This is a genomic window from Nonomuraea sp. NPDC003754 (genome assembly GCF_053605785.1).
In genome coordinates this window covers 68,146-86,485 of the sequence record NZ_JBSGJX010000039.1, presented here as the reverse complement: position 1 = coordinate 86,485, position 18,340 = coordinate 68,146, and the positions used below count along the sequence as shown (strand labels likewise).

The 18,340-nt window shown below is 68.5% G+C and carries 21 protein-coding genes and 1 pseudogene; 12 read left to right on the top strand and 10 right to left on the bottom strand.

Going from position 1 to position 18,340, the window contains the following annotated elements:
• Window positions 1-147 precede the first annotated feature (147 nt).
• Window positions 148-480: pseudogene (locus tag ACWEVS_RS35950) on the top strand (NUDIX domain-containing protein); the annotation flags it as partial.
• A gap of 7 nt (window positions 481-487) precedes the next feature.
• Here ACWEVS_RS35950 and ACWEVS_RS35945 read toward each other — a convergent pair.
• A complete protein-coding gene (locus ACWEVS_RS35945; RefSeq protein ID WP_452555183.1) occupies window positions 488-652 on the bottom strand; it encodes a hypothetical protein in 165 nt (54 codons plus the stop codon).
• A 392-nt stretch (window positions 653-1,044) separates the two neighbouring features.
• Window positions 1,045-1,341 carry a helix-turn-helix domain-containing protein gene (locus ACWEVS_RS35940; RefSeq protein WP_452555181.1) on the bottom strand — a complete coding sequence of 99 codons (297 nt, stop codon included), beginning with the start codon at window positions 1,339-1,341 and terminating at the stop codon, window positions 1,045-1,047.
• Between the two features lie 344 nt (window positions 1,342-1,685).
• On the opposite strand from ACWEVS_RS35940, the gene ACWEVS_RS35935 reads away from it, so the two are divergent.
• Complete coding sequence (locus ACWEVS_RS35935) at window positions 1,686-2,972, top strand: hypothetical protein (RefSeq protein WP_452555179.1); 1,287 nt, start codon at window positions 1,686-1,688, stop codon at window positions 2,970-2,972.
• Window positions 2,973-3,075: 103 nt separating this feature from the next.
• Window positions 3,076-4,551 (top strand): helix-turn-helix domain-containing protein, encoded by a 1,476-nt coding sequence (locus ACWEVS_RS35930; RefSeq protein WP_452555177.1) that lies wholly within the window; start codon window positions 3,076-3,078, stop codon window positions 4,549-4,551.
• 334 nt (window positions 4,552-4,885) lie between these two features.
• On the opposite strand, the gene ACWEVS_RS35925 is transcribed toward ACWEVS_RS35930, so the two are convergent.
• Window positions 4,886-5,449, bottom strand: a complete 564-nt coding sequence (locus ACWEVS_RS35925; protein WP_452555175.1) for an NUDIX hydrolase — start codon at window positions 5,447-5,449, stop codon at window positions 4,886-4,888.
• Between the two features lie 173 nt (window positions 5,450-5,622).
• Here ACWEVS_RS35925 and ACWEVS_RS35920 point away from each other — a divergent pair, with 173 nt between their 5' ends.
• On the top strand, window positions 5,623-6,027 hold the full coding sequence (locus ACWEVS_RS35920; protein WP_452555173.1) for a phosphotransferase: 405 nt from the start codon (window positions 5,623-5,625) through the stop codon (window positions 6,025-6,027).
• Window positions 6,028-6,085: 58 nt separating this feature from the next.
• Here ACWEVS_RS35920 and ACWEVS_RS35915 read toward each other — a convergent pair whose 3' ends face one another.
• Entirely contained in the window at window positions 6,086-6,790 is a 705-nt protein-coding gene (locus ACWEVS_RS35915; RefSeq protein ID WP_452555171.1) for a class I SAM-dependent methyltransferase, read from the bottom strand.
• A gap of 86 nt (window positions 6,791-6,876) precedes the next feature.
• Between ACWEVS_RS35915 and ACWEVS_RS35910 the strand changes: the two genes are divergently transcribed.
• The gene (locus ACWEVS_RS35910) at window positions 6,877-7,620 is read left to right on the top strand and encodes an MBL fold metallo-hydrolase (protein WP_452555169.1); all 744 of its coding nucleotides are present in this window, start codon (window positions 6,877-6,879) and stop codon (window positions 7,618-7,620) included.
• A gap of 143 nt (window positions 7,621-7,763) precedes the next feature.
• Here the strand turns inward: ACWEVS_RS35910 and ACWEVS_RS35905 are convergent, their stop codons facing one another.
• Complete coding sequence (locus tag ACWEVS_RS35905; protein ID WP_452555167.1) at window positions 7,764-7,913, bottom strand: hypothetical protein; 150 nt, start codon at window positions 7,911-7,913, stop codon at window positions 7,764-7,766.
• A 363-nt stretch (window positions 7,914-8,276) separates the two neighbouring features.
• Complete coding sequence (locus ACWEVS_RS35900) at window positions 8,277-8,621, bottom strand: MerR family transcriptional regulator (RefSeq protein ID WP_354919812.1); 345 nt, start codon at window positions 8,619-8,621, stop codon at window positions 8,277-8,279.
• A 203-nt stretch (window positions 8,622-8,824) separates the two neighbouring features.
• On the opposite strand from ACWEVS_RS35900, the gene ACWEVS_RS35895 reads away from it, so the two are divergent.
• Window positions 8,825-10,246, top strand: a complete 1,422-nt coding sequence (locus ACWEVS_RS35895) for an MFS transporter (RefSeq protein WP_452555165.1) — start codon at window positions 8,825-8,827, stop codon at window positions 10,244-10,246.
• Between the two features lie 100 nt (window positions 10,247-10,346).
• On the opposite strand, the gene ACWEVS_RS35890 is transcribed toward ACWEVS_RS35895, so the two are convergent.
• Window positions 10,347-11,120 carry an alpha/beta fold hydrolase gene (locus ACWEVS_RS35890; protein WP_449914597.1) on the bottom strand — a complete coding sequence of 258 codons (774 nt, stop codon included), beginning with the start codon at window positions 11,118-11,120 and terminating at the stop codon, window positions 10,347-10,349.
• A gap of 176 nt (window positions 11,121-11,296) precedes the next feature.
• Between ACWEVS_RS35890 and ACWEVS_RS35885 the strand changes: the two genes are divergently transcribed.
• Both ACWEVS_RS35885 and ACWEVS_RS35880 read left to right on the top strand, forming a co-directional pair.
• Entirely contained in the window at window positions 11,297-12,088 is a 792-nt protein-coding gene (locus ACWEVS_RS35885; protein WP_354919806.1) for an SDR family NAD(P)-dependent oxidoreductase, read from the top strand.
• Window positions 12,089-12,170: 82 nt separating this feature from the next.
• Window positions 12,171-12,509, top strand: coding sequence for a DUF3108 domain-containing protein (locus ACWEVS_RS35880; protein WP_354919803.1), 339 nt, complete (start codon window positions 12,171-12,173; stop codon window positions 12,507-12,509).
• Between the two features lie 21 nt (window positions 12,510-12,530).
• On the opposite strand, the gene ACWEVS_RS35875 is transcribed toward ACWEVS_RS35880, so the two are convergent.
• The 3 genes from ACWEVS_RS35875 to ACWEVS_RS35865 form a co-directional block, all read right to left on the bottom strand.
• On the bottom strand, window positions 12,531-13,673 hold the full coding sequence (locus ACWEVS_RS35875; RefSeq protein WP_449914600.1) for a bifunctional WXG100 family type VII secretion target/C40 family peptidase: 1,143 nt from the start codon (window positions 13,671-13,673) through the stop codon (window positions 12,531-12,533).
• Window positions 13,670-13,975: a hypothetical protein gene (locus tag ACWEVS_RS35870; protein WP_354919797.1), complete on the bottom strand. Its 306-nt coding sequence runs from the start codon at window positions 13,973-13,975 to the stop codon at window positions 13,670-13,672. Before ACWEVS_RS35870 ends, ACWEVS_RS35875 begins: the two co-directional genes overlap by 4 nt.
• A 151-nt stretch (window positions 13,976-14,126) precedes the next feature.
• Window positions 14,127-15,242 carry an FAD-dependent monooxygenase gene (locus tag ACWEVS_RS35865; RefSeq protein WP_452418118.1) on the bottom strand — a complete coding sequence of 372 codons (1,116 nt, stop codon included), beginning with the start codon at window positions 15,240-15,242 and terminating at the stop codon, window positions 14,127-14,129.
• A 90-nt stretch (window positions 15,243-15,332) separates the two neighbouring features.
• Between ACWEVS_RS35865 and ACWEVS_RS35860 the strand changes: the two genes are divergently transcribed.
• From ACWEVS_RS35860 to ACWEVS_RS35845, 4 genes are all read left to right on the top strand, one after another.
• Window positions 15,333-16,235, top strand: coding sequence for a GntR family transcriptional regulator (locus ACWEVS_RS35860; RefSeq protein ID WP_354919791.1), 903 nt, complete (start codon window positions 15,333-15,335; stop codon window positions 16,233-16,235).
• A 172-nt stretch (window positions 16,236-16,407) separates the two neighbouring features.
• Window positions 16,408-17,112, top strand: a complete 705-nt coding sequence (locus tag ACWEVS_RS35855) for an alpha/beta fold hydrolase (protein WP_452555162.1) — start codon at window positions 16,408-16,410, stop codon at window positions 17,110-17,112.
• A gap of 38 nt (window positions 17,113-17,150) precedes the next feature.
• Window positions 17,151-17,561, top strand: a complete 411-nt coding sequence (locus tag ACWEVS_RS35850; protein ID WP_449914609.1) for a YybH family protein — start codon at window positions 17,151-17,153, stop codon at window positions 17,559-17,561.
• A 126-nt stretch (window positions 17,562-17,687) separates the two neighbouring features.
• Window positions 17,688-18,338 carry a neutral zinc metallopeptidase gene (locus tag ACWEVS_RS35845; protein WP_452418121.1) on the top strand — a complete coding sequence of 217 codons (651 nt, stop codon included), beginning with the start codon at window positions 17,688-17,690 and terminating at the stop codon, window positions 18,336-18,338.
• Window positions 18,339-18,340: the final 2 nt, after the last annotated feature.

The following is an 18,340-nucleotide window of genomic DNA, read 5'->3' as shown; positions in this document are numbered from 1 at the left end:
GCCCAGTTCAGCGCACAGGTCCGCGAACTGCTTGCCGCTGTATTGCGCCCCGTGGTCCGAATGGAAGATCGCCCCGTCCAGTCCGCCGCGATCGCCTTGCGGCGTCGGCGGATCAGGCCGGCCACGTAGTCTGATCCGCACCAGCCTGGAAGATGGGAACTGCCGGGTGGACGCATCAAACAGGGCGAGTCTCCGGATGAGGCGCTTGTCCGCGAGGTTCGTGAGGAGGTGGGCCTAGAGGTGCGCCCCGGGCGTCCGCTGGCTCTCTGGTCATGGCAGCTAGGCTGCGAACAGGGCGCTCCGACCGTGATTGCCGTCGCCAGGCTCTGTAAGGCTAGCAATGGGGATGTGGACATGACCCGGAACGATAGAGAAGACTTCATCGAAAAGCACGGTTGGTTCAAGAAAGAAGAGGTGCTCGATCTAGATCTAATTCCCAGCGCCCGAGGCCCCATCGCGACGGTTCTTGCAAACCTCTAACTGATCCTTAATTCGTGATGTCGTGTGGGTTGGTGTTGGTGGCGGTCAAGGTCAGACCGGTCCCGGCGAGGCAACCGTCGATCAGGTGTGGCCGGTACTGGATCTTCTTCAGGCCGCGCTTGACGACCCGGACAAGTTGGGGCAGGCCGGCCACAACGAGGTTGGCCAGCACGCCTCGCTTGAGCAGCGACCAGATGCCCTCGGCGGGGTTGAGATCAGATGCGTAGTGCGGGGAGTTGGAAGATCGTCAGCCAGTCGGCGTGTTCGGCGGCGAATGCCTTCATTCCGGGCACCAGGTGCCGGCCCAGGTTGTCCCACACCACGACGATCGGTGCGCCGAGCTGCTGATGTGCGGCGATGAGCAGGTCACGGTAGTCGGTCCAAGCGAAGGTCTTGGATCGCCCTTGCGGCCCCGGTAGAGGTCTAATCGGTAGATCAGCCGGGAGCGTTCGCCGGGCTTGTAGCAGACCATCCCGGCAATGGAGACGTATCCGGTGCCGCCGCCCCGCACGTGCACGACGGGAGTCTGCCCACGCCGGCCCCAGGTACGAGCGCGAGGCGGCCTCAGCCCCTGCCCTGCTTCATCTTCGAAGCAGATCCAGGCACCCGTGGCCGCCGCAGATCTTCCACCTGCGGCCAGACCTCCTTCTTCCACACCTCGATTGCGGCCTCGTCGCGCTCGATCGCCCGCCGTGCCGGCCGCTGGGCCGACCAGCCGTTACGCCGCAGCAGCAGCCACACCCCTGGCACCGTGTAACCGACGTGGAACAGGCGACCGATCAACGTCTTGATCCGCATCAGCGTCCAACGCTGGTCGGCGAAGCCATGCGCCAGCGGTCCGCGCTCCAGCTCGACCTCCAATCGGGCGAACTGCTGAGCGCTGACCTTGGGCCGCCCACCACGGGGCTGCCCTCGTCACTAACCTGCTGGCCGAAGAGAACGCCTTGGTCGAGGTCTTCGGCGCCGCCGCCTACTCCACCGAGCCCTACCGTCAGGCACTCTCCGACGCCAGGCACCGCGATGTGATCAATCCGCGCCGCTGCGCCGGCTGTCCCTAGCGGATTCGACCTGGACGACTTCGCCATTGACACAGCATTCCTGTGATGGGAGTCCGTGTTGACGTACCGTGGTTGCTTGATGACCTCATCGGCAAACCCAGACTCCCGAACGGACCCTCTTAAGACCCAACCAGGAGGAAGGCCGGTATGCCTGAGTACATCCCGAATGTCCAGCTCCGTGCGTGGCGCAATGAGAACCGGCTCACCCGAGCGGAGATGGCCGGCCGGATCAACGCCACGACCATCGGGGTTGCCCAAAGGCTGACATGCGACGAGGAATGCATCCGGCAATGGGAAGCCGGGGAAGTTACTTGGCCGCGCGCGCCGTACCGGTTGGCGGCGACGCAGTTGACGGGGCGTGAGCCCGAAGCACTGGGGTTCCGGCCGCGACGTAGCGACAATGACCTGATCGTCGCCACCGTAACGCCCGTGGACACATTGCGGGCGGAGAATGATCTCTACCTGGCGATGGAGCTTGGCCAGCGACTCCAGGCATCCGACGCAAGCACCGGCACTTTAGAGGCGTTGAGCGAGGCTGTCGGGCTTCTCTGCCGCGCTTACCCTGTCGTGCCAGCCGCTACATTGCGGGACCGCACGCAAAAGCGGCTGGCCCAAGTCACCCGGCTACTCAGTGGACGCCTCACGCTTCAGCAGCATCGCGAATTACTCATGATCACTGGATGGCTGACGGCATTGCTCGGGTGCGTTCACTTCGACCTGGGCAATCGGGAGGAGGCCGAGGCCGCGCGACGTACCGCCCTTGAGATAGGTCGCCAAACCGGGCACGGCGAACTCCAGGGATGGGCTCATGAGATGTCGGCCTGGTTCGCCCTCGTCGAGGGCAGATATGAGGATGTCGTTACCGCCGCACGCATGGGCCAGGCCGTTGCGGGGGCGAGTAGCGCGATGGTTCAGCTCGCCTTGCAGGAGGCTCGGGGCTTGGCCCGCATCGGAGACAGGCGCGAGGCCGACCGAGCACTCTCTCGTGGGGCCGAGGTCCTGAGTAGCTTGCCTCTTCCCGAGCATCCGGACCACCACTTCGTGTTCAACCATGCCAAATGGATCTTCTATGCGGCCACGTGCTACACGTGGCTTGGCGACGATGAGCGCGCCAAAGAGCACGCTCGCGAGACAATTCACATGCACACCCGGCCAGACGGCACATCTAACGCACCCATGAGAGTCGCCAACGCCCGCATCGATCTCGGGATCGTCTACGCAAGGAGCGGGCATCTGGACGCCGCAGTTGACCACGGGATGGCAGCATTCGCCATCGAGCGGCGATCACTCGCCGACTTAGTTAGCCGCGCAGGGGATCTTGACAGGATTATACGTCACAAATATCGGGGCGAATCACTTGCGAAAGAATACCACGAGCGTTTTGCCGCAGCATGCCACGCCCTTACACCACGACGCATAAATACGCCCGATTAGGAGATCGCCATGCAATCAAGCCTGCAGGGGGATGGGCGACACCCTTTGACGTAACAACTCCGTAAAGAAACCGGCAGTTTATGGACTTGAGGGGATGCGTCGGATGTCCGAAGAAGGGGGCAAGTCGATCGTCATACCGGCCACCCTCTGGGAAAATCCCGATATGATCTCCGCTCTGACAAATCGCGATATGGGCCACATGCTACGTTTAGTCCGCCAGTACGCAGGGGTCAGTCAGACTCGCATCGGTGTGGCGGTCGGTCTCAGCCAGGGCAAAGTCAGCGAGATCATGAAGGGTGCTGTCCGGGTCACCTCCTTCAAGGTGTTCGAGCGCATAGCTGAGGGCCTGTATATGCCCGACCTCGCCCGCATGCTGCTTGGTCTCGCACCCCAGATCACCAGCGTCCTGCTCCCCTGTACACACATCCTGGCTCGGGATGGATCACCTGCAAGCCCCTCGACTAGCGTGGAACAAGTTGGCCCGCATGCTCTGGGCTCGCACCACCCCAACGATTTTCACGAGCTTGACGTGCTGAAGCTGTCCTGGGTAGCGGGAAGGCAGGATACGCAGATGGACCGCCGGACGATACTCCTCCTCGCCGCAGGCATAACCGCCGACGTCGCCGCCTCCATCACCGATCCCTGGGAGCGTCTAGCCCGAGCATTAAGCGGCCCCCAAGCCCTAGACGAAGACACCATTGCACACCTTGAGACCCGCACTATCGGCTTCCACCACCTCGAATACCTCCTCCCGGCCCGCACCATCTACCAGGGACTAACCGCCCACCTCACCGAGCTGAGCAATGTCCTCCAGAGCGGCCCACCTGAGCGCTTTCGCCGCCGTCTGGCCGCCACCGCTGGTGAAGCCGCCACCCTGGCCGCGTGGATCGCCTGGGACCTCAAACGACCAGCCCAGTGCGCTTCGTTCAACCGGGTCTCAGCTCTGGCAGCCGCAGAGAGCGGCCATCCCGTTATCCAGGCATGTACCTATGCCTACAAGTCTTACGCCCTCGAAGGCGTCCCAGCGCTGCAAGCCGTACGGCAAGCGCAGGCCTTCCTACCAGCCCACGGTGACGACTCCACCCGCGCATGGCTACTCAACCGGGAAGCCGAAGAGCTGGCCGCACTCGGCGATCGCCGAGCCTTCGAGCTCCTGCGCCAAGCTGAAGAGGCATTCGACCATTCCCGCCCCCATCAGGAACGAGTATGGACCGGCTTTCTGGATGTCGGGCGTATGGCCGCCTTCCGGCTCTCCACATACGTGCGACTCGGAGACGAACGCCATGCCCTTGACGCCGGACAGACTGCTCTCGACTCCATCGGCCAGAAGGCCGATCAAAAGCGGGCAGCCATTATCTACGCCGACGTCGCACGGGCACAGTTTCAGCTCGGCGATGTCGCGGAGGGTGTGAACTACGCTCGCCGCGCCCTTGAAGCAACGCAGCGCATCGAATCGAGGTGGGGCTTCCAGCATCTGTTCGCTGTCGAAACAATCCTTGCAAATCAACATAACGAGGCCAGCCGAGAACTTCTTGGCGACTTGATCGCTGCACGCCGGAAGCTGAGGCCGACTCCATAATTTGCTTCATGAGCAAAAGCTGCTCATCGGCCTGGTTAGTCACGCCTAACCAACAATACTGCGAGGTAAGTTGGCTGCCCACCTTCGGCATGTCGCCACACATGCTTTCAGTGACCGAAGACGAGGCCGCCGCCGTACTCTGCGCCGCCTATCACCCACCTATGGAGAGCTCCGTCAGCTGCGCAGAGTCCGGCGTCAGATGCGACCTCGGACACGCTTTCTTGGCAGCCGGACAGCGGACGCAGCCCAGCCACACGTTCACCGGGCGCAGCAGCTCGCCGACATGACCAGAAGCTGCCAGCAACGACGGTGGTCATCCATATGGCCGCTACCGTCAATCGTGTCCTTGGCCGTTGAGTCTCTCGCGAGCCTGAAGCAGGCCGATCAGCGCGCCAGACGTCCAGATGTCACCGCGAGCGATCATTTCGGGGATCTCCGACATCGGGAACCACTCGATGCGGTCGGCCTCCACCTCGCCCTTCGGACTGCCCACTTTCTCAGCGCCTCGCATGAGAAACAGGCTGTGCTCGGAGTCGACCATGCCTGCCATCGGCTGATAGGTCACCAGGTGCTCCGCACTGAGCGGCCGATACCCGGTCTCTTCCTCGACCTCACGGGCAGCCGTCGTCATGGGATCTTCACCGGCGTCCACCAGGCCGCCGGGCAGCTCCCAACCCCAACGATCGCACACGAACCGGTGCCGCCACATCAGCAGGACGCGGTCTTCGTCGTCGACCACGACAGCGATGGCCGCCCGATCGAGGTGGACAACGTGATGCTCGAATCGCTCACCACCGGGGATCTCCACATCGGCCAGCCCCAGTCGAATCCACCGGTTGTCATAGATCAGGCGTTCACCATGCAGGATCCAGCGCGTCAGCTCCACATCGTCAGCCACATCGGCGAATTTATCGTCACCGACGCCTGCTTTACACAGGTTTCCCGGCTACACCATAGATCAGCGCTAACAGATCAAGACGGTGTTTCGTGCCTCCTCGCGGTCCTCTTGCCGCTCAGCCGCCCGGCAGGCGGCGTGGGGCCGGTCTCAGTCTTGAGAACATCCTCGATCGCATGCGGTGGGAGCTACGTTGTGAGATCCACGGCGGCGATGCGATAACCAGCCCGGAGAGCGACCAGTGCGTGCTCAATACCGGCACCCGTCGCGACCGGACGTCCGGCGACCGGCTGCCCGTTCCCCTGGCCGGTACGGCGTTGACTCCCCGGAGACACGGGTCAAGCTCAAAACTGTCCGCGGTCATCGACTTCGGCACCTGCGGCATCGGCGATCCCGCCGGTGATCTGGTCATGGCCTGGACCTACTTCGCCGGTGACGACCGCCGGACCTTCCGGCAGGCCGGCGGTCTTCCCGAGGGCACCTGGCCCCGAGCCCGTGGATGGGCGATGTGGGCCGGCCTGTTCAGTCCCGGCCCTGAGGGCTTCCAGAGCCGGGGCCTCGCGGACCCGGTCGTCGGCTGACCAGGGGCACACGTTGCGCGGGGTGTGCGGTGTCGTCACCACGCCGCCGAGCCGGGACTCAGGCGAGCCGCCAGGCGAGAAGCCCCTCGGGCGCGTCGGCCTGGACGAAACCCGCCTCCGTGAGTTCCCCGTGGAGCGTCTCCCACACGGGACGATAGGCGTGGCCGACGATCTCCTCTTCTCCGACCACCGTGTCGCCCTGCGTGATCCGGTAGACGTAGCGGGCTGTGGCCGCCTCTTCGGTCGACTCGAGGATCTCCGACGAGACCGAGTAGAGGTGCCGGCCCACCTGGCGGGAGCCCAGTTCCTGCAGCGGGCGCGGTGCAGGGGCCCCGCCGTCACGCCAGGTGAAGACCAGGAGGCCGCCCGGTTCCAGCTGCGCTGCCAGCACCGGCCAGAGCCGCTTGCGGTAGCCGGGTTCCAGGGCGTACATCACGTTGATCATCACGATGGCCTCGACCGGCTCGGGCACGTCGACGCTCAGCGCGTCACAGGGAAGTACGGTGACCCGCTCGAGCAGGTCAGGGCGCGTGCTCAGCCGGGACAGCAACACCCCGCGCATGCCCTGCGAGGGTTCCAGGGCGAAGATCTCAGCCGATGTCCATTCGGCCATCGCCGTGGTGATCAGGCCGGTACCCGCGCCGATCTCCAGGATGCTCCGCCGTACCCCGGAAAGAAGCGGAGGCAGCTTCTCGCAGATGACCGGCACGTGGCCGTTCTCCTGGAGCAGGTCATAGAAGGGAAGAGAGATGAAGTCGGCCATGATCGGCCACACTACCCAGACGCTGGACGCCAAGGGCCCGTTACCGGACCAAGAGCCAGGCGGCCACGGTCTGGCATGGTAGGCGGATGCGACGACTCACCGTGCTCGGCAGCTGTGGCGCCTTTCCGGAACCAGGTCGCGCGTGCAGCGGCTTCGCGGTGGACTGGGACGGCTACCGCCTGGTGCTCGACCTCGGTTACGGCACGCTGCCGCGGCTGCTCGCGCACTGGCCGGACGGTGCCGTGGACGCCGTCGTCATCACCCACGAGCACCCGGATCACTGCGTCGACCTGCACGGGCTGTTCCGGATGCGGTTCTACGGCGACCCCGGTGGGCGGCGGCTGCCGTTGTACTGCCCGCCAGGCGTGCTCGACCGAATCAGCGGACTGGAGCCCGACGTCGACCTGCGGGCGGTCTTCGACGTGCATCCGCTGCCCGGCGGCTACCAGGTGGGGCCGTTCGAGCTGACCGGAGTGTCGCTCCCGCACTACGTGCCCAACGCGGGCATCCGCCTGCGGGCCGACGGGATCGCCCTGGCCTACACCGGGGACACCGGCCCGGCCCCCGCGCTGGCCGAGCTCGGCCGTGACGCCGACCTGTTCATCGTCGAGGCCACCGACCGCGACGGCGAGACCTGCCGTCCCACACGCAATCTCATGACCTCCGCCGAGGCCGGTCACTGGGCTCGCCGGGCGGGCGCCCGCCGGCTGATGCTCACCCACTTCTGGCCGGGAAACGACCGGGCGGCCGCGGTGGCCGCGGCTCAGCTGGTGTTCGGCGGTGACGTGCTGGCGGCCGAGGAGGACCTCACCGTCATGCTCGGGGCCTGAAGCCGTCGGTACGGCATGCCGGGTCGCCCCCGGCAGGGCGGACACCGAGGTCGCCCGGAGGACTGCCGGGGTCGCGGCCGAGTCGGGATGACGTGGCAGCGCGCCCGCCGCCTGCAGGGGACGCGGCCGGACGGGTCTCGCGGTCAGCCGGCGATGCCGAGCAGTACTGCCGCGGCGCCCAGGCCGAGGGCCAGCGGGTAGGCCCACCAGCGGGGCGCCGGGCCGTCCTTCAGCACGCGGACTCCCAGCGGCACCAAGGCCACGCACAGGCCCACCGTGGCGACAACGGACAAGGTCGATCCACCAGAGCGCGAGCAGGGACACCAGGCCCAGCACCACCGTTCGCGACGGCTCGGAACGCGCGGCGGACAGCGGGGCGAGATCGACCAGCCGTAGCCGCCACCGCTCGAACCCCACGACGAGCGGCACCAGGACAGCCACGGCGGCCAGCCCGGCGACGACCATCACCGGGACGAGCGCCAGGGAGGAGATCAGGCCCGCCGCGACGATGACGGCGGAGCCGGGGACGACGCTCGACAGCAGGTAGGCCAGCGACCGCCACGGCCAGCTCGATCGCAGGAAGGACAGCGGACGCCGGGAGAGAGCCTCCAGCGCGGTCGAGGTGCGCACGCCCAGAAGCTATCGGCCGCCGCGGGTCAGGGTTGCGACAGGAAGCCGGCGAGGGCGCCGCGGTTGCGCCGGAGGTCGTCGATGCGCTGGTCCACGGCCGCCAGTTCCCGGTCCATGAGGTCGCGCAGGTCGGCGCACCAGTCGAACTCCGGCTGGTCGCCCCGGGTGCACGGCAGCACCACGCGGATCACCTCGGTGGTCAGCCCCGCGTTCAGCAGCACGCGGACCTTCCGTACGGTGACCACCGCGTCCTCGTCGTAGCTGCGGTAACCGTTCAGATCGCGCGTGGGCTCGAGCAGGCCCTGCGCCTCGTAGTACCGCAGCAGCCGCGAGCTGACTCCGGTCCGCCGGGACAACTCCCCGATCAGCATGTGACCCGCCCTGTCCGAGGTTGACCTTCCAACCGATGTGAACCCTTAACGTCGCGCCGAGAGCAAACATTTCGCGCCCGTCGTCGGCGGCGCGGGGCCTGCCGCGGGCGCCGTGGCCGGGCCCGCCGTTCGGTCCGGCGGGTTCCGTGCCCCGGAGAGCCGGCACGGTGTGAAGGATCCCGACCCCTGGAGGGTGGTAACACATGTCAACGACGAGCGACGAGCGGCCACGGGGCGACGCCGTGGCGGCCCCCGCGGCCGGGGCGGATTCGCCGCGCTGGCCGGCGCGGTCCTGGGTGGCGTTGCTCATCTGCAGCGGGGTGATCCTGCTCGACGGGCTCGACATCTCGATGATCACGGTGGCGATACCGGAGATCCGGCAGGAGTTCGGGATGGGCGCGGCGGCCGCGCAGTGGCTGGCGGGCGCCTACATCCTGGCGTTCGGTAGCTTCCTGCTGCTGGGTGGACGCTTCGCCGACCTGTTCGGCAGGCGGCGGACGCTGGTGACCGCCATGGCGGTGTTCGCGCTGGTGTCGCTGTTCGGCGCGCTCGCCGCCGATCCGGTCCTGTTGATCGTCTCCCGCTTCGTCAAGGGCATGGCCGCGGCCTTCACCGCGCCGGCGGCCATGTCGGTGCTGACCACGACCTTTCCCGAAGGCCCGCACCGGAACAGGGCGTTCGGCATCTTCAACGTCTTCGAAGCGTCCGGGTACTCCTCCGGCCTGCTGGTGGGCGGCCTGCTCGCGGCGCTGGACTGGCGTGCCACCTTCGTGCTGCCCATCCCGATCGCCGTGCTGATCCTGGTGGCCGCGCTGCGTTTCCTGCCGCCGGATCCACCGCGCACCGAGCGGTCGCGGCTCGACCTCGGTGGCGCCGTGACCCTGGTCGCCGGGATGCTGCTGCTGGTGTCCACGGTGTCCTCCGCGGCGGAAGCCGGCTGGGCCTCGCCGTGGACGCTGGGCGGATTCGCCCTGTCCGGGCTGCTGCTGGCGGCGTTCGTGGTGATCGAGCGCACCGTCAAGGAGCCGCTGATCCGGCTGGGCATCTTCCGCAACCGCGGCCTGGTGGCCGCCAATGTCAGCGCCGCCCTGCTGTACGGCGGCGCCATGGGCTTCCAGTTCCTGCTCGCCCTCTACCTGCAGAACCTGAACGGCTGGCAGCCGTGGCAGACGGCGCTGGTGCTGCTGCCGGCGGGGCTCATGGTCGTCGTCATCGGGCCCGTGCTGGGGGCGCTGATGAACAGGTTCGGCGTCACCAGGGTGCTGATGGTGGGGCTGGTGGCGTTCATCCCGTCGTACCTGCTGATGCTGCGCATCGGCCCCGAGCCGGACCTGTGGACGGTTCTGCTGCCGTCCTCCGTGCTGTGGGGTCTGGGCTTCGCGCTCAGCATCTCGGCGTTGATGGTCGCCGGCACCAGCGGGGTGGCCGACCACGAGCAGGGGCTCGCCGCCGGGCTGCTCAACAGCTCGCTGCAGGTCGGCGGCGCCGGCGGCCTCGCGGTCGTCACCGCGGCGATCGTGCCAGGTACGCAACTGGCCATGCTCTACCCCGGAGTGGTGGTCGCCCTGGTGTTCGCGGTCCTGACGATCGCGGCGCAGGCGCTGCGGCGAACGCGCGGGTCGTAGCGCGCGGGGGGCCGCGCCGGGCCGAGGGGACGAACCTCGTCGGCCCGGGCGGGCCGTCCCTGAAGCCGGGCCTCCTCGGCCCGGGCGGGCCGTCCCGGCGTCACGGGTGCCGGGCGGGGTGTCCGAGCAGCAGGCCCAGCAGCGTCTCGGGGTCTTCGCGGTGCGGGTCGTGGCCCGTCGGCAGGGACGTCTCGCGCACCAGGGGGAAGTCGCGCGTGACCGCTTCGAGCTGCCGCCGGGTCCACCGGCAGTAGGCGTGCCAGGCGGGCACGAGCCGCTCGGGGAACACCCCGGCGAAGGCCGTCGCGTCGCCGCTGACGACCAGGAGCGGGCACCGCGCCGCCCGGTAGGCGGCAAACAGGTCGAGGGCGGCTATCTCACGCATGATCTGAAGGAACCGGTCCGGGAGCCCGCGGCCCATCTCCGCCAGGAACGCGGTCATCTCCCGGCAGGCCTCCGCCGCCGCGTCCGCGTCCAGCGCGTCGAACTGGTCGGGCCGCGTGGGGTTGCCATGGCCGTCCAGGTTGACCGCGAGCGGGCACTCCGGGTGCTCCCCGGCCCACAGCGTGGCGACCATCCCGCCAAGGGAATGCCCGACGACCAGGGGCCGGTGAAGCCGGTGGGCCTCGGCGACGGCGCTGACGTCCTGGAGCACCTCCCGCCACGACCACGGCGCCGCACCGGACTCCCCGTGATCGCGGAGATCCATGGCCACCGGCCGGAACCCGTTGTCCGCGAGCAGCCCCGCGAAGGCCGTCCAGTCCTCGCGTGTCCGTCCGCCGCCGTGCAGGAGAAGCACGTCCGTGCCGTGTCCCCCGTGGTCCTCCGCCGCGATCACCACATCGCCGGCCGCGATCTTCCTGACCGTTCCCACGCCGCTGACCCCTTGTCGTCGTCCCGTCCGCCGTTCTTCGTAACATCCGGGTACGGCCGCCGCCACGGCTTTTCGGCCGGCGCATGCCGTACCGGGAGGACGAACCGGGGCCCGACCAGGGGAGCGACGATAATGGACAGCGTCCCCCACCGCGGAGGAACAACCTGGGAGGGCTCGTGGAACTCGGGTTGAGAGACAAGGTCGCGGTCGTCACCGGTGGCAGCGCGGGGATCGGCCTGGCCGTCGCGCACGGCCTCGCCGCCGAGGGGGTGCATCTCGTCCTCGCGGCACGCGGCGCCGACCGGCTCGACGACGCGGCGCGCGGCATCAGAGAGACGTACGGCGTGCGGGTGCTGCCCGTCGCATGCGACGTGGCGACGGCGGCCGGCACGACGGCGCTGGCCGCGGCGGCCGAGGACGCCTTCGCGGGCACGGACATCCTGGTCAACAACGCGGGCTCCGGCTCGAACGAGACCATCCTCGACGCGCCCGACGAGAAGTGGCAGGCCTACTGGGACCTGCACGTCATGGCCGCGGTACGGCTGGCCCGCGGTCTCGTGCCCGGCATGCGGCGGCGCGGCGGCGGGGTCATCCTCCACAACGCCTCGATCTGCGCGGTGCAGCCGCTGTGGTACGAGCCGATCTACAACGTGACCAAGGCCGCGCTCATGATGTTCTCCAAGACGCTGTCCACCGAGGTGGTCGGGGACAACATCCGCGTCAACTGCGTCAACCCCGGCCTGGTCCTCACCCCCGACTGGGTGAAGACGGCGAAGGAGCTCACCGCCGGCACCGGCGGAGACTGGCGAGGGCACCTCGACGAGGTCGCGCGGGAGCACGCGCCCATCAAGCGCTTCGCCACGCCGGAGGAGGTGGCGGACTTCGTCGTCTTCCTGTGCTCCGACCGCGCCGGCTACTCGGTGGGCTCCACCTACTTCGTCGACGGCGGCATGCTGCGAACGGTGTGACGCGCACGCGCCCGCGCAGGAGTCCGGCCGGGACGGACGTGGCCTCATCGCCGGGATCCCCCGGAACGCATACGTTTCCTTCGTGGACATTCCCGAGCTCGCCGATCTGATCTGGCTCTTCGAAGGCGATCCGGAACCGCAGCACGACGACGTCGGCTGGCCGATCGGTCTGCACGCCTTTCACCTCGTCCGGGGTGCGACGGCCGTGCTCTTCTCCCTCGACCCGTTGGCGGGCGAGGCCTACGTCAGCCTTTACGCCGACGGCCAGGAGATCGCGACCGTAAGCAGGCTGCGGCCGCTCGGCCGGCTTTCCGTCGAATCGGACGGGCCTCGCTACGAAGGGCTCACGCTGTGGTTCCGCGACGAGAACAGGGCCCCCGTCAGGCTGCAGACCAAACCTGTGATCCGCATGACCTGGTAGGGCCCGCGCCCGCGGAGGAGGTCACCGGTTGCCGGGGCGGGTGAAGCCCAGGGGCGTGCCGCCGTAGCCGGAGATCTTGACCACGTCGCCCGTCTTGGGCGCGTGGATCATCGTCTGCTTCTCCGGGTCGAGCACGATGCCCACGTGGTCGGCCGTGCCGTCCCCGTTGTTGTCGAAGAAGACGAGGTCGCCCGGCTGGACCGCGCCGCTGGGGATGCGCGGTCCGCGCAACCACTGGTCGTGGGCGACCCGCGGGATCTGCGTCCCCGCCGACTCGTACGCGCGCAGCGTCAGCCCCGAGCAGTCGAAGGAGTCGGGCCCCACGGCGCCCCAGACGTAGGGGTCCCTGAGCTGCTTCAGCGCGTAGTCGATGACGGCCTGCGCGCGCGGGTTCGGCGCGAGGCTGTGGGCGTTCGGCGGGACGGCGAGCGAGGGCGCCCCGCTGCCGCCGCCGCTGCCGCCGCCAGGGCTGTACCCGTTGCCGCCGCTCGGCGTGTAGCCGTTGCCGCCCGGCGTGCCGTTCCCGTTGTAGGAGGCGAGCTGGGTGGTGCCGCTCTTGGGCTGGAAGTCGGGGTCGGGGATCCAGCGCTTGTCGGCGTTGTTCCCGGGGACGAAGTCACGGTCGCCGGGGGCCTTGATGGCGGAGAAGAACTTCTTGTCCTCGGGGACGTACTTCTCAAGCTCCGCGATCGCGTTGTTGACGGCGGTCAGCGCCTCGCCGCGCGGCTTCTGGGCCTCCCGGACGCCTTCCGCCTCCTTGGCCCTGATGGAGGTCAACGAGATGGACGTGGTGTCCGGGTCGTTGCGCTGCTCGTCGAGCCACGCGCGCTTGTCCCGGTAGATGCCCTGGACGGTGCTCTTGGCCGTTGCCAGCGCGGTGCCGGCCGCGTCGAGCTTGTCGGCGCAGCTCGTCAGCGCGGTGCTCAGGGCCGTGCCCTGCGCCGGGTACTGGGCCATGTAGGTGGCGAAGTCCTCGGCGGCGCCGCCGTTCCAGGCGTTGTCCACGCCGCGCACGGCACGCTGGAGGGCGCCGGTCTCCGTGGTGATGGTGCCGGCCAGCTCGCGCCAGCGTTTCGCGACGGCGGTGATCTCGGTCTGCTTGCCGTCCAGGTCCTCGATGATGTCCTGGATGTCGCTGAGGTAGCGGTCCCAGATGTCGCTCACACCTGCTCCGCCCGTGTGGGGACGGGGAGGTCGGCCTTCTTGACGTTGGCGACGACCGTGTCGATGGCCGTCTCGACCTTGTCGAGGTTCTGGTAGGCGTGGCCCATCTCGGCGTCGACCTTCTTGTCGAGGTCGTTGACGAGCTTGGTGAGCGCGGCGGATCTCTCGTCGAGCGAGCCGAAGGTACCGCCCGCCGTGGTCGGGGGCGTCCGGTCGGCGATGGCCCTGAACTGGTTCGCGACGCCCTTGGCCTTGGAGGCGCAGTCTTCCAGCGCGTCGAAGTAGATATCGAACCCTGCCACGCGAGCCCGCCTCCCGTGTCACGCTGACATCAATTGCCACGACAATCTAACACTCTTAGTGATCAATGCGGCGATATCTCCGGAGACCACGGCCACACCGTCCTGTGGCCGTGGGTCGCCCGATCGTCGGCATCCCTCGTCGCGCCCGCCGCTAGGGCAGCTCGATGGCGTTCTTCACGTGGTCCACCGGGCTCGGGCCGGCCGGGTCCTGTTCCATGTGCTTGCGGTTCTCCTCGACGAGCGCCTGGTTGAGTTCCACGAACGGCCGCATGCGCGCCTCGTAGGCGGCGAACGCGCTCTCGTGGCCGGCCTTGGCCAGCTCGTCGGCGAGAACGTACGCGCCCACCAGGGCCAGGCTGGTGCCCTGGCCGGACAGCGGCGACGCGCAGTAGCCCGCGTCGCCGAGCAGCGCCACCCGCCCGGTCGACCAGCGGTCCATGCGGACCTGGGCCATCGAGTCGAAGTAGAAGTCCGGCGCGTCCCACATCGCCTTCAGCAGCCGGGGCACCTCCCAGCCCCCGTGCGCGCAGTGCTCGGCGACCAGCCGCTTCTGCGCCTCGACGTCGCGGTAGTCGTACTCGATCGGCCCCTGGGCCTCGAAGCCGAGGTTGACGCGGAGTTCGGTGTTGCCGCGCACGGGGTAGACCGCGCCGCCCGTGGTCCCGTCGTTGAACCAGGTCTGCCAGTCCTCCAGACCCAGGTAGTTGTCCGTGGAGAAGATCGCCACGTACGTCCCGAGGTGATGGACGAACTGCTCCTCGGGGCCGAAGGCGAGCCGGCGCACGTTCGAGTGCAGGCCGTCCGCGCCGACGACCAGGTCGAACACGCGCGGGGCCGTCCGCTCGAAGGTGACGTGGACGCCGTGCTCGTCCTGGACGAGCGAGGTGATGGAGTCGCCGAAGACGTACTCGACGTCTTCATGTGTCCTTTCGTGGATCAGGCGGCTCAGGTCTTCGCGGAGCAGTTCCACGTCGTCGCTGTCGAGACGGCCGCTCGACAGCGCCACCTCCGTGGACCGCCACAGCTCGTTACCCTCTCCGTCGAGCATGGACATGCCCTTCATGTGGGTACGGCAGCTCCGCACGTCGGAGAGGATGCCCATCCGGTCGGCGACCGTGAGGGCGGCGCCGCGCACGTCGACCGCCTGGCCGCCGGGACGCAGGCCGGGAGCGCGCTCGACGACGGTGACGGTGAAGCCGTGGCGGCGGAGGAAGGAGGCGAGGGCGGGGCCGGCGATGCTCGCGCCGGAGATCAGCACAGAAGTCATGGTTCATTGGTAGTCCCGATGCCGCTCGACCCCCTAACTGTGCTAGAACAGATTCGCCCGTTCGTATCCCATCTGTTCTAGGACAGCTCCATGGAAGCCCCCTACCTGCGCATCGCCGCCGAGCTCCGGCGCCGTATCCAGACGGGCGAGCTCGCCCCCGGCGACAAGGCGCCCTCCACCCGTGCCGTCGCCCGCGACTTCGGGGTGGCGCTGGCCACCGCGGTGCGGGCGCTCGCCGTCCTCAAGGAAGAAGGCCTGGTGGAGGCCCGCCCCAGGTCGGGCATGGTGGTGGCGGCCACGCTGAGCAGGCCGCGCCGGCGCGCAGGGGCGGCGGAGCTGACACGGGAGCGGATCGTGCGCGAGGGGATCGCGATCGCCGACGCGGAAGGGCTCGGCGCGGTGACCATCAGGGCAGTGGCCGCGCGGCTCGGCGTCGCGGCGGCGGCGATCTACCGGCACGTGCGGGGCAGGGACGACCTGGTCCGGACCATGGCGGACCTCGCCTACGGCGAGGAGCGCTACCCGGCCACGGCGCTCGGCCGGCGGGAACGGCTGGAGGCGGTCGCGCGCACGCTGTGGCGGACCTACCGGCGGCATCCCTGGCTGCCCCATCTGGCTCCGCTCAGCCGCCCCCTTCCCCTGCCCGGCCTGCTCCGCCACGGCGAGCAGCTGCTGCGCGCGCTCGACGGCCTTGGGCTCGACCCTGAGACCATGCTCACCATCGAGATCCTGTTCTATTCGTACGCGCAGGGTCTGGCCGTCCACGTCGAGCGGGAGGCTCAGGCGATGTCGGCCACCGGGCTGTCCGACGAGCAGTGGCTCGACACCCAGGAGAGGGCGATGAACGCCTTCGTCGCCTCCGGCCAGGCTCCCCTGTTCTCCGGGCTGATCAGGGGCCTCGGCGAGAAGGGGTACGAGTTCGACCTCGACAGGCTCTTCGAGTTCGGGCTGCGGACGCTCCTCGACGGCCTGAACCTCGACGACGGCCGCTGACGCCGTCCCCGGCTCGAAGCGAGCCCGCCACGAACGCCCCGCCGTAGGCGGCCAGGACGCGGCCGATGTCGCAGCCGCCTGGAGCAGCAGCCCGGATCACGGGGGGCGTGGCGGTTTCGGGGGACGCGGAGTAGGCTGGTTATACGTATAAGCGTGACATCCGAGGGGAACCATGCAGCTCGAAGTCCGCGAGTGGGGGTCGGCGGGAGCCGGCAAGCTCGCCATCCTCATCCACGGCGCCATGTCCTCGTCCGCCACCTGGTGCCGCGTCGCCCCGCTGCTGGTCGAGCGCGGCTACCACGTCCTGGCACCCGACCTGCGCGGCCACGGGGCCAGCGGCTGGGCCGGCTCCTACCGGGCGGAGGACTTCGCCGCCGACGTGGCCGAGTCGCTGCCCGCCGGAGCCGACATCGCGATCGGCCACTCGCTGGGCGGTCGCACGCTCGCGCTCGCCGTCAACGCGCTCTCCCCCGCCAAGGCCGTCTACAGCGATCCGGCGTGGCTGCTGTCGGGCGCGCAGGCCGACGTGGCGGCGATGGCCGGGTTCGCGCAGGCCACCAAGACCGCGACGGCCGAGCAGATCGCCCAGATGAACCCGCGGTGGGCGGCCGAGGACGTGGCCGCCGAGCTCGAGGGCTTCGCCGCGTGGGACCTCAGGGTGATGGACGCCATCGGCGCCTTCGGCGACCTCGACCTGAAGCCGCCCACCGTCCCTTCGCTGGTCCAGGCGGCCGACGTGGGCTTCCTGATCTCCCGGGAGTACGGCAGGCGGCTGGAGGAGCTCGGCTACCGGGTCGCGTTCGTGCCGGGCACGGGACACTGCGTCCACCGCGACGACCTCGACGGCTTCATGGCCTCGCTCGACGGCTGGATCTGACCACATGTGTGGATCAAGAATGTTATGATTCTTTTGTCATGACAATGCAGCATGACGCCAAGGATCCTCGCGTGACACTCACCGACGATCCGACCCGGCACCACGAGGTCTACGTCACCGCCTTCAACACCGGCGATGTGAACGCGGTCGAACAGGTCTACGAGGACCACGCCGTCCTCGTGCCCGCCCCCGGCCGGCCGATGACCGGGCCCGCCCGCGCCGCCGCCACCCGGCACCTGCTCGGCATGGGGTTGCCGATCGAGGCCCGCCCCCGCCACGTCTACGTCGCCGGCGACATCGCGCTCCTCATCGTCGACTGGACGATCCACGGCACCACGCCCGACGGCACGGACGTCCACCTGGAAGGCACGGCGACGGACGTGGCCAGGCGAGGCCCGGACGGTCTCTGGCGCTATGTGATCGACAATCCCTTCGGGACCGCGGCCTAGCACGCACCGTCGCCCTCGCGACACGAGGGCGACGGTCATCTCTCCATGGCGGTGACTTTCCGCGACAGCGGACCGCGTTTATCGTTCGGGGCCTGCCGAGCACCATTCAGCGAAATCGGGGGCTCCATGTCACCGCTTTTACGGCTCGCCCTGGTGGCCATTCTCGCCGTTCCGCCGACGGTGGCTGGCGCGAATGCGGCCGGGGCGTCGGCGACGAAAACCGACGATCTCCAGCAGGACATCAGGACGGCCGTTCACGCGGTCAACCTGTTCTGGTCAGAGCACTGGTCGGATTATTTCCCCGGACGGTACACACCGCCGCGCGTGGTGGGCTCGTACAACGGCCGGAGCGCCTACCGGCCGCGGTGTTCGGGGTACCTGGTGCTGCCCTACAACGCCTCCTACTGCACCACCCAGGACTTCATCGCCTGGGACATCAACCTCATGCGGATGAGCTACTCCTACGGCGACGGCCTGGTCTACCAGGTGATCTCGCACGAGTGGAGCCACGCGATCCAGAACCGCATGCCGTACCGGTATCTGGCAGCACAGATCGAACTGCAGGCCGACTGCCTGGGCGGGGCGGCGCTCGCGGGGGCGTCGAGGGACGGCACGCTGGTCTGGGAGCGGGGCGACAGCCAGGAGATCGCCGCGACGCTGCGCGCGATGTCAGGTGACACGCCGTGGACCAACCCCCGCGACCACGGCAGCGCGAGCGAGCGGATCGACGCGTTCAACACCGGCGTGCGCTACGGCGTGCGGGCGTGCCTGGCGTAGAC

Excerpts from the sequence above, each read along its gene's own strand:
- ACWEVS_RS35935 (WP_452555179.1), top strand. The coding sequence starts at position 1,686 with ATGCCTGAGTACATCCCGAATGTCCAGCTCCGTGCGTGGCGCAATGAG.
- ACWEVS_RS35930 (WP_452555177.1), top strand. The coding sequence starts at position 3,076 with ATGTCCGAAGAAGGGGGCAAGTCGATCGTCATACCGGCCACCCTCTGG.
- ACWEVS_RS35920 (WP_452555173.1), top strand. The coding sequence starts at position 5,623 with ATGCGGTGGGAGCTACGTTGTGAGATCCACGGCGGCGATGCGATAACC.
- ACWEVS_RS35915 (WP_452555171.1), bottom strand. The coding sequence starts at position 6,790 with ATGGCCGACTTCATCTCTCTTCCCTTCTATGACCTGCTCCAGGAGAAC.
- ACWEVS_RS35910 (WP_452555169.1), top strand. The coding sequence starts at position 6,877 with ATGCGACGACTCACCGTGCTCGGCAGCTGTGGCGCCTTTCCGGAACCA.
- ACWEVS_RS35900 (WP_354919812.1), bottom strand. The coding sequence starts at position 8,621 with ATGCTGATCGGGGAGTTGTCCCGGCGGACCGGAGTCAGCTCGCGGCTG.
- ACWEVS_RS35895 (WP_452555165.1), top strand. The coding sequence starts at position 8,825 with ATGTCAACGACGAGCGACGAGCGGCCACGGGGCGACGCCGTGGCGGCC.
- ACWEVS_RS35865 (WP_452418118.1), bottom strand. The coding sequence starts at position 15,242 with ATGACTTCTGTGCTGATCTCCGGCGCGAGCATCGCCGGCCCCGCCCTC.
- ACWEVS_RS35860 (WP_354919791.1), top strand. The coding sequence starts at position 15,333 with ATGGAAGCCCCCTACCTGCGCATCGCCGCCGAGCTCCGGCGCCGTATC.
- ACWEVS_RS35855 (WP_452555162.1), top strand. The coding sequence starts at position 16,408 with ATGCAGCTCGAAGTCCGCGAGTGGGGGTCGGCGGGAGCCGGCAAGCTC.
- ACWEVS_RS35850 (WP_449914609.1), top strand. The coding sequence starts at position 17,151 with ATGACAATGCAGCATGACGCCAAGGATCCTCGCGTGACACTCACCGAC.
- ACWEVS_RS35845 (WP_452418121.1), top strand. The coding sequence starts at position 17,688 with ATGTCACCGCTTTTACGGCTCGCCCTGGTGGCCATTCTCGCCGTTCCG.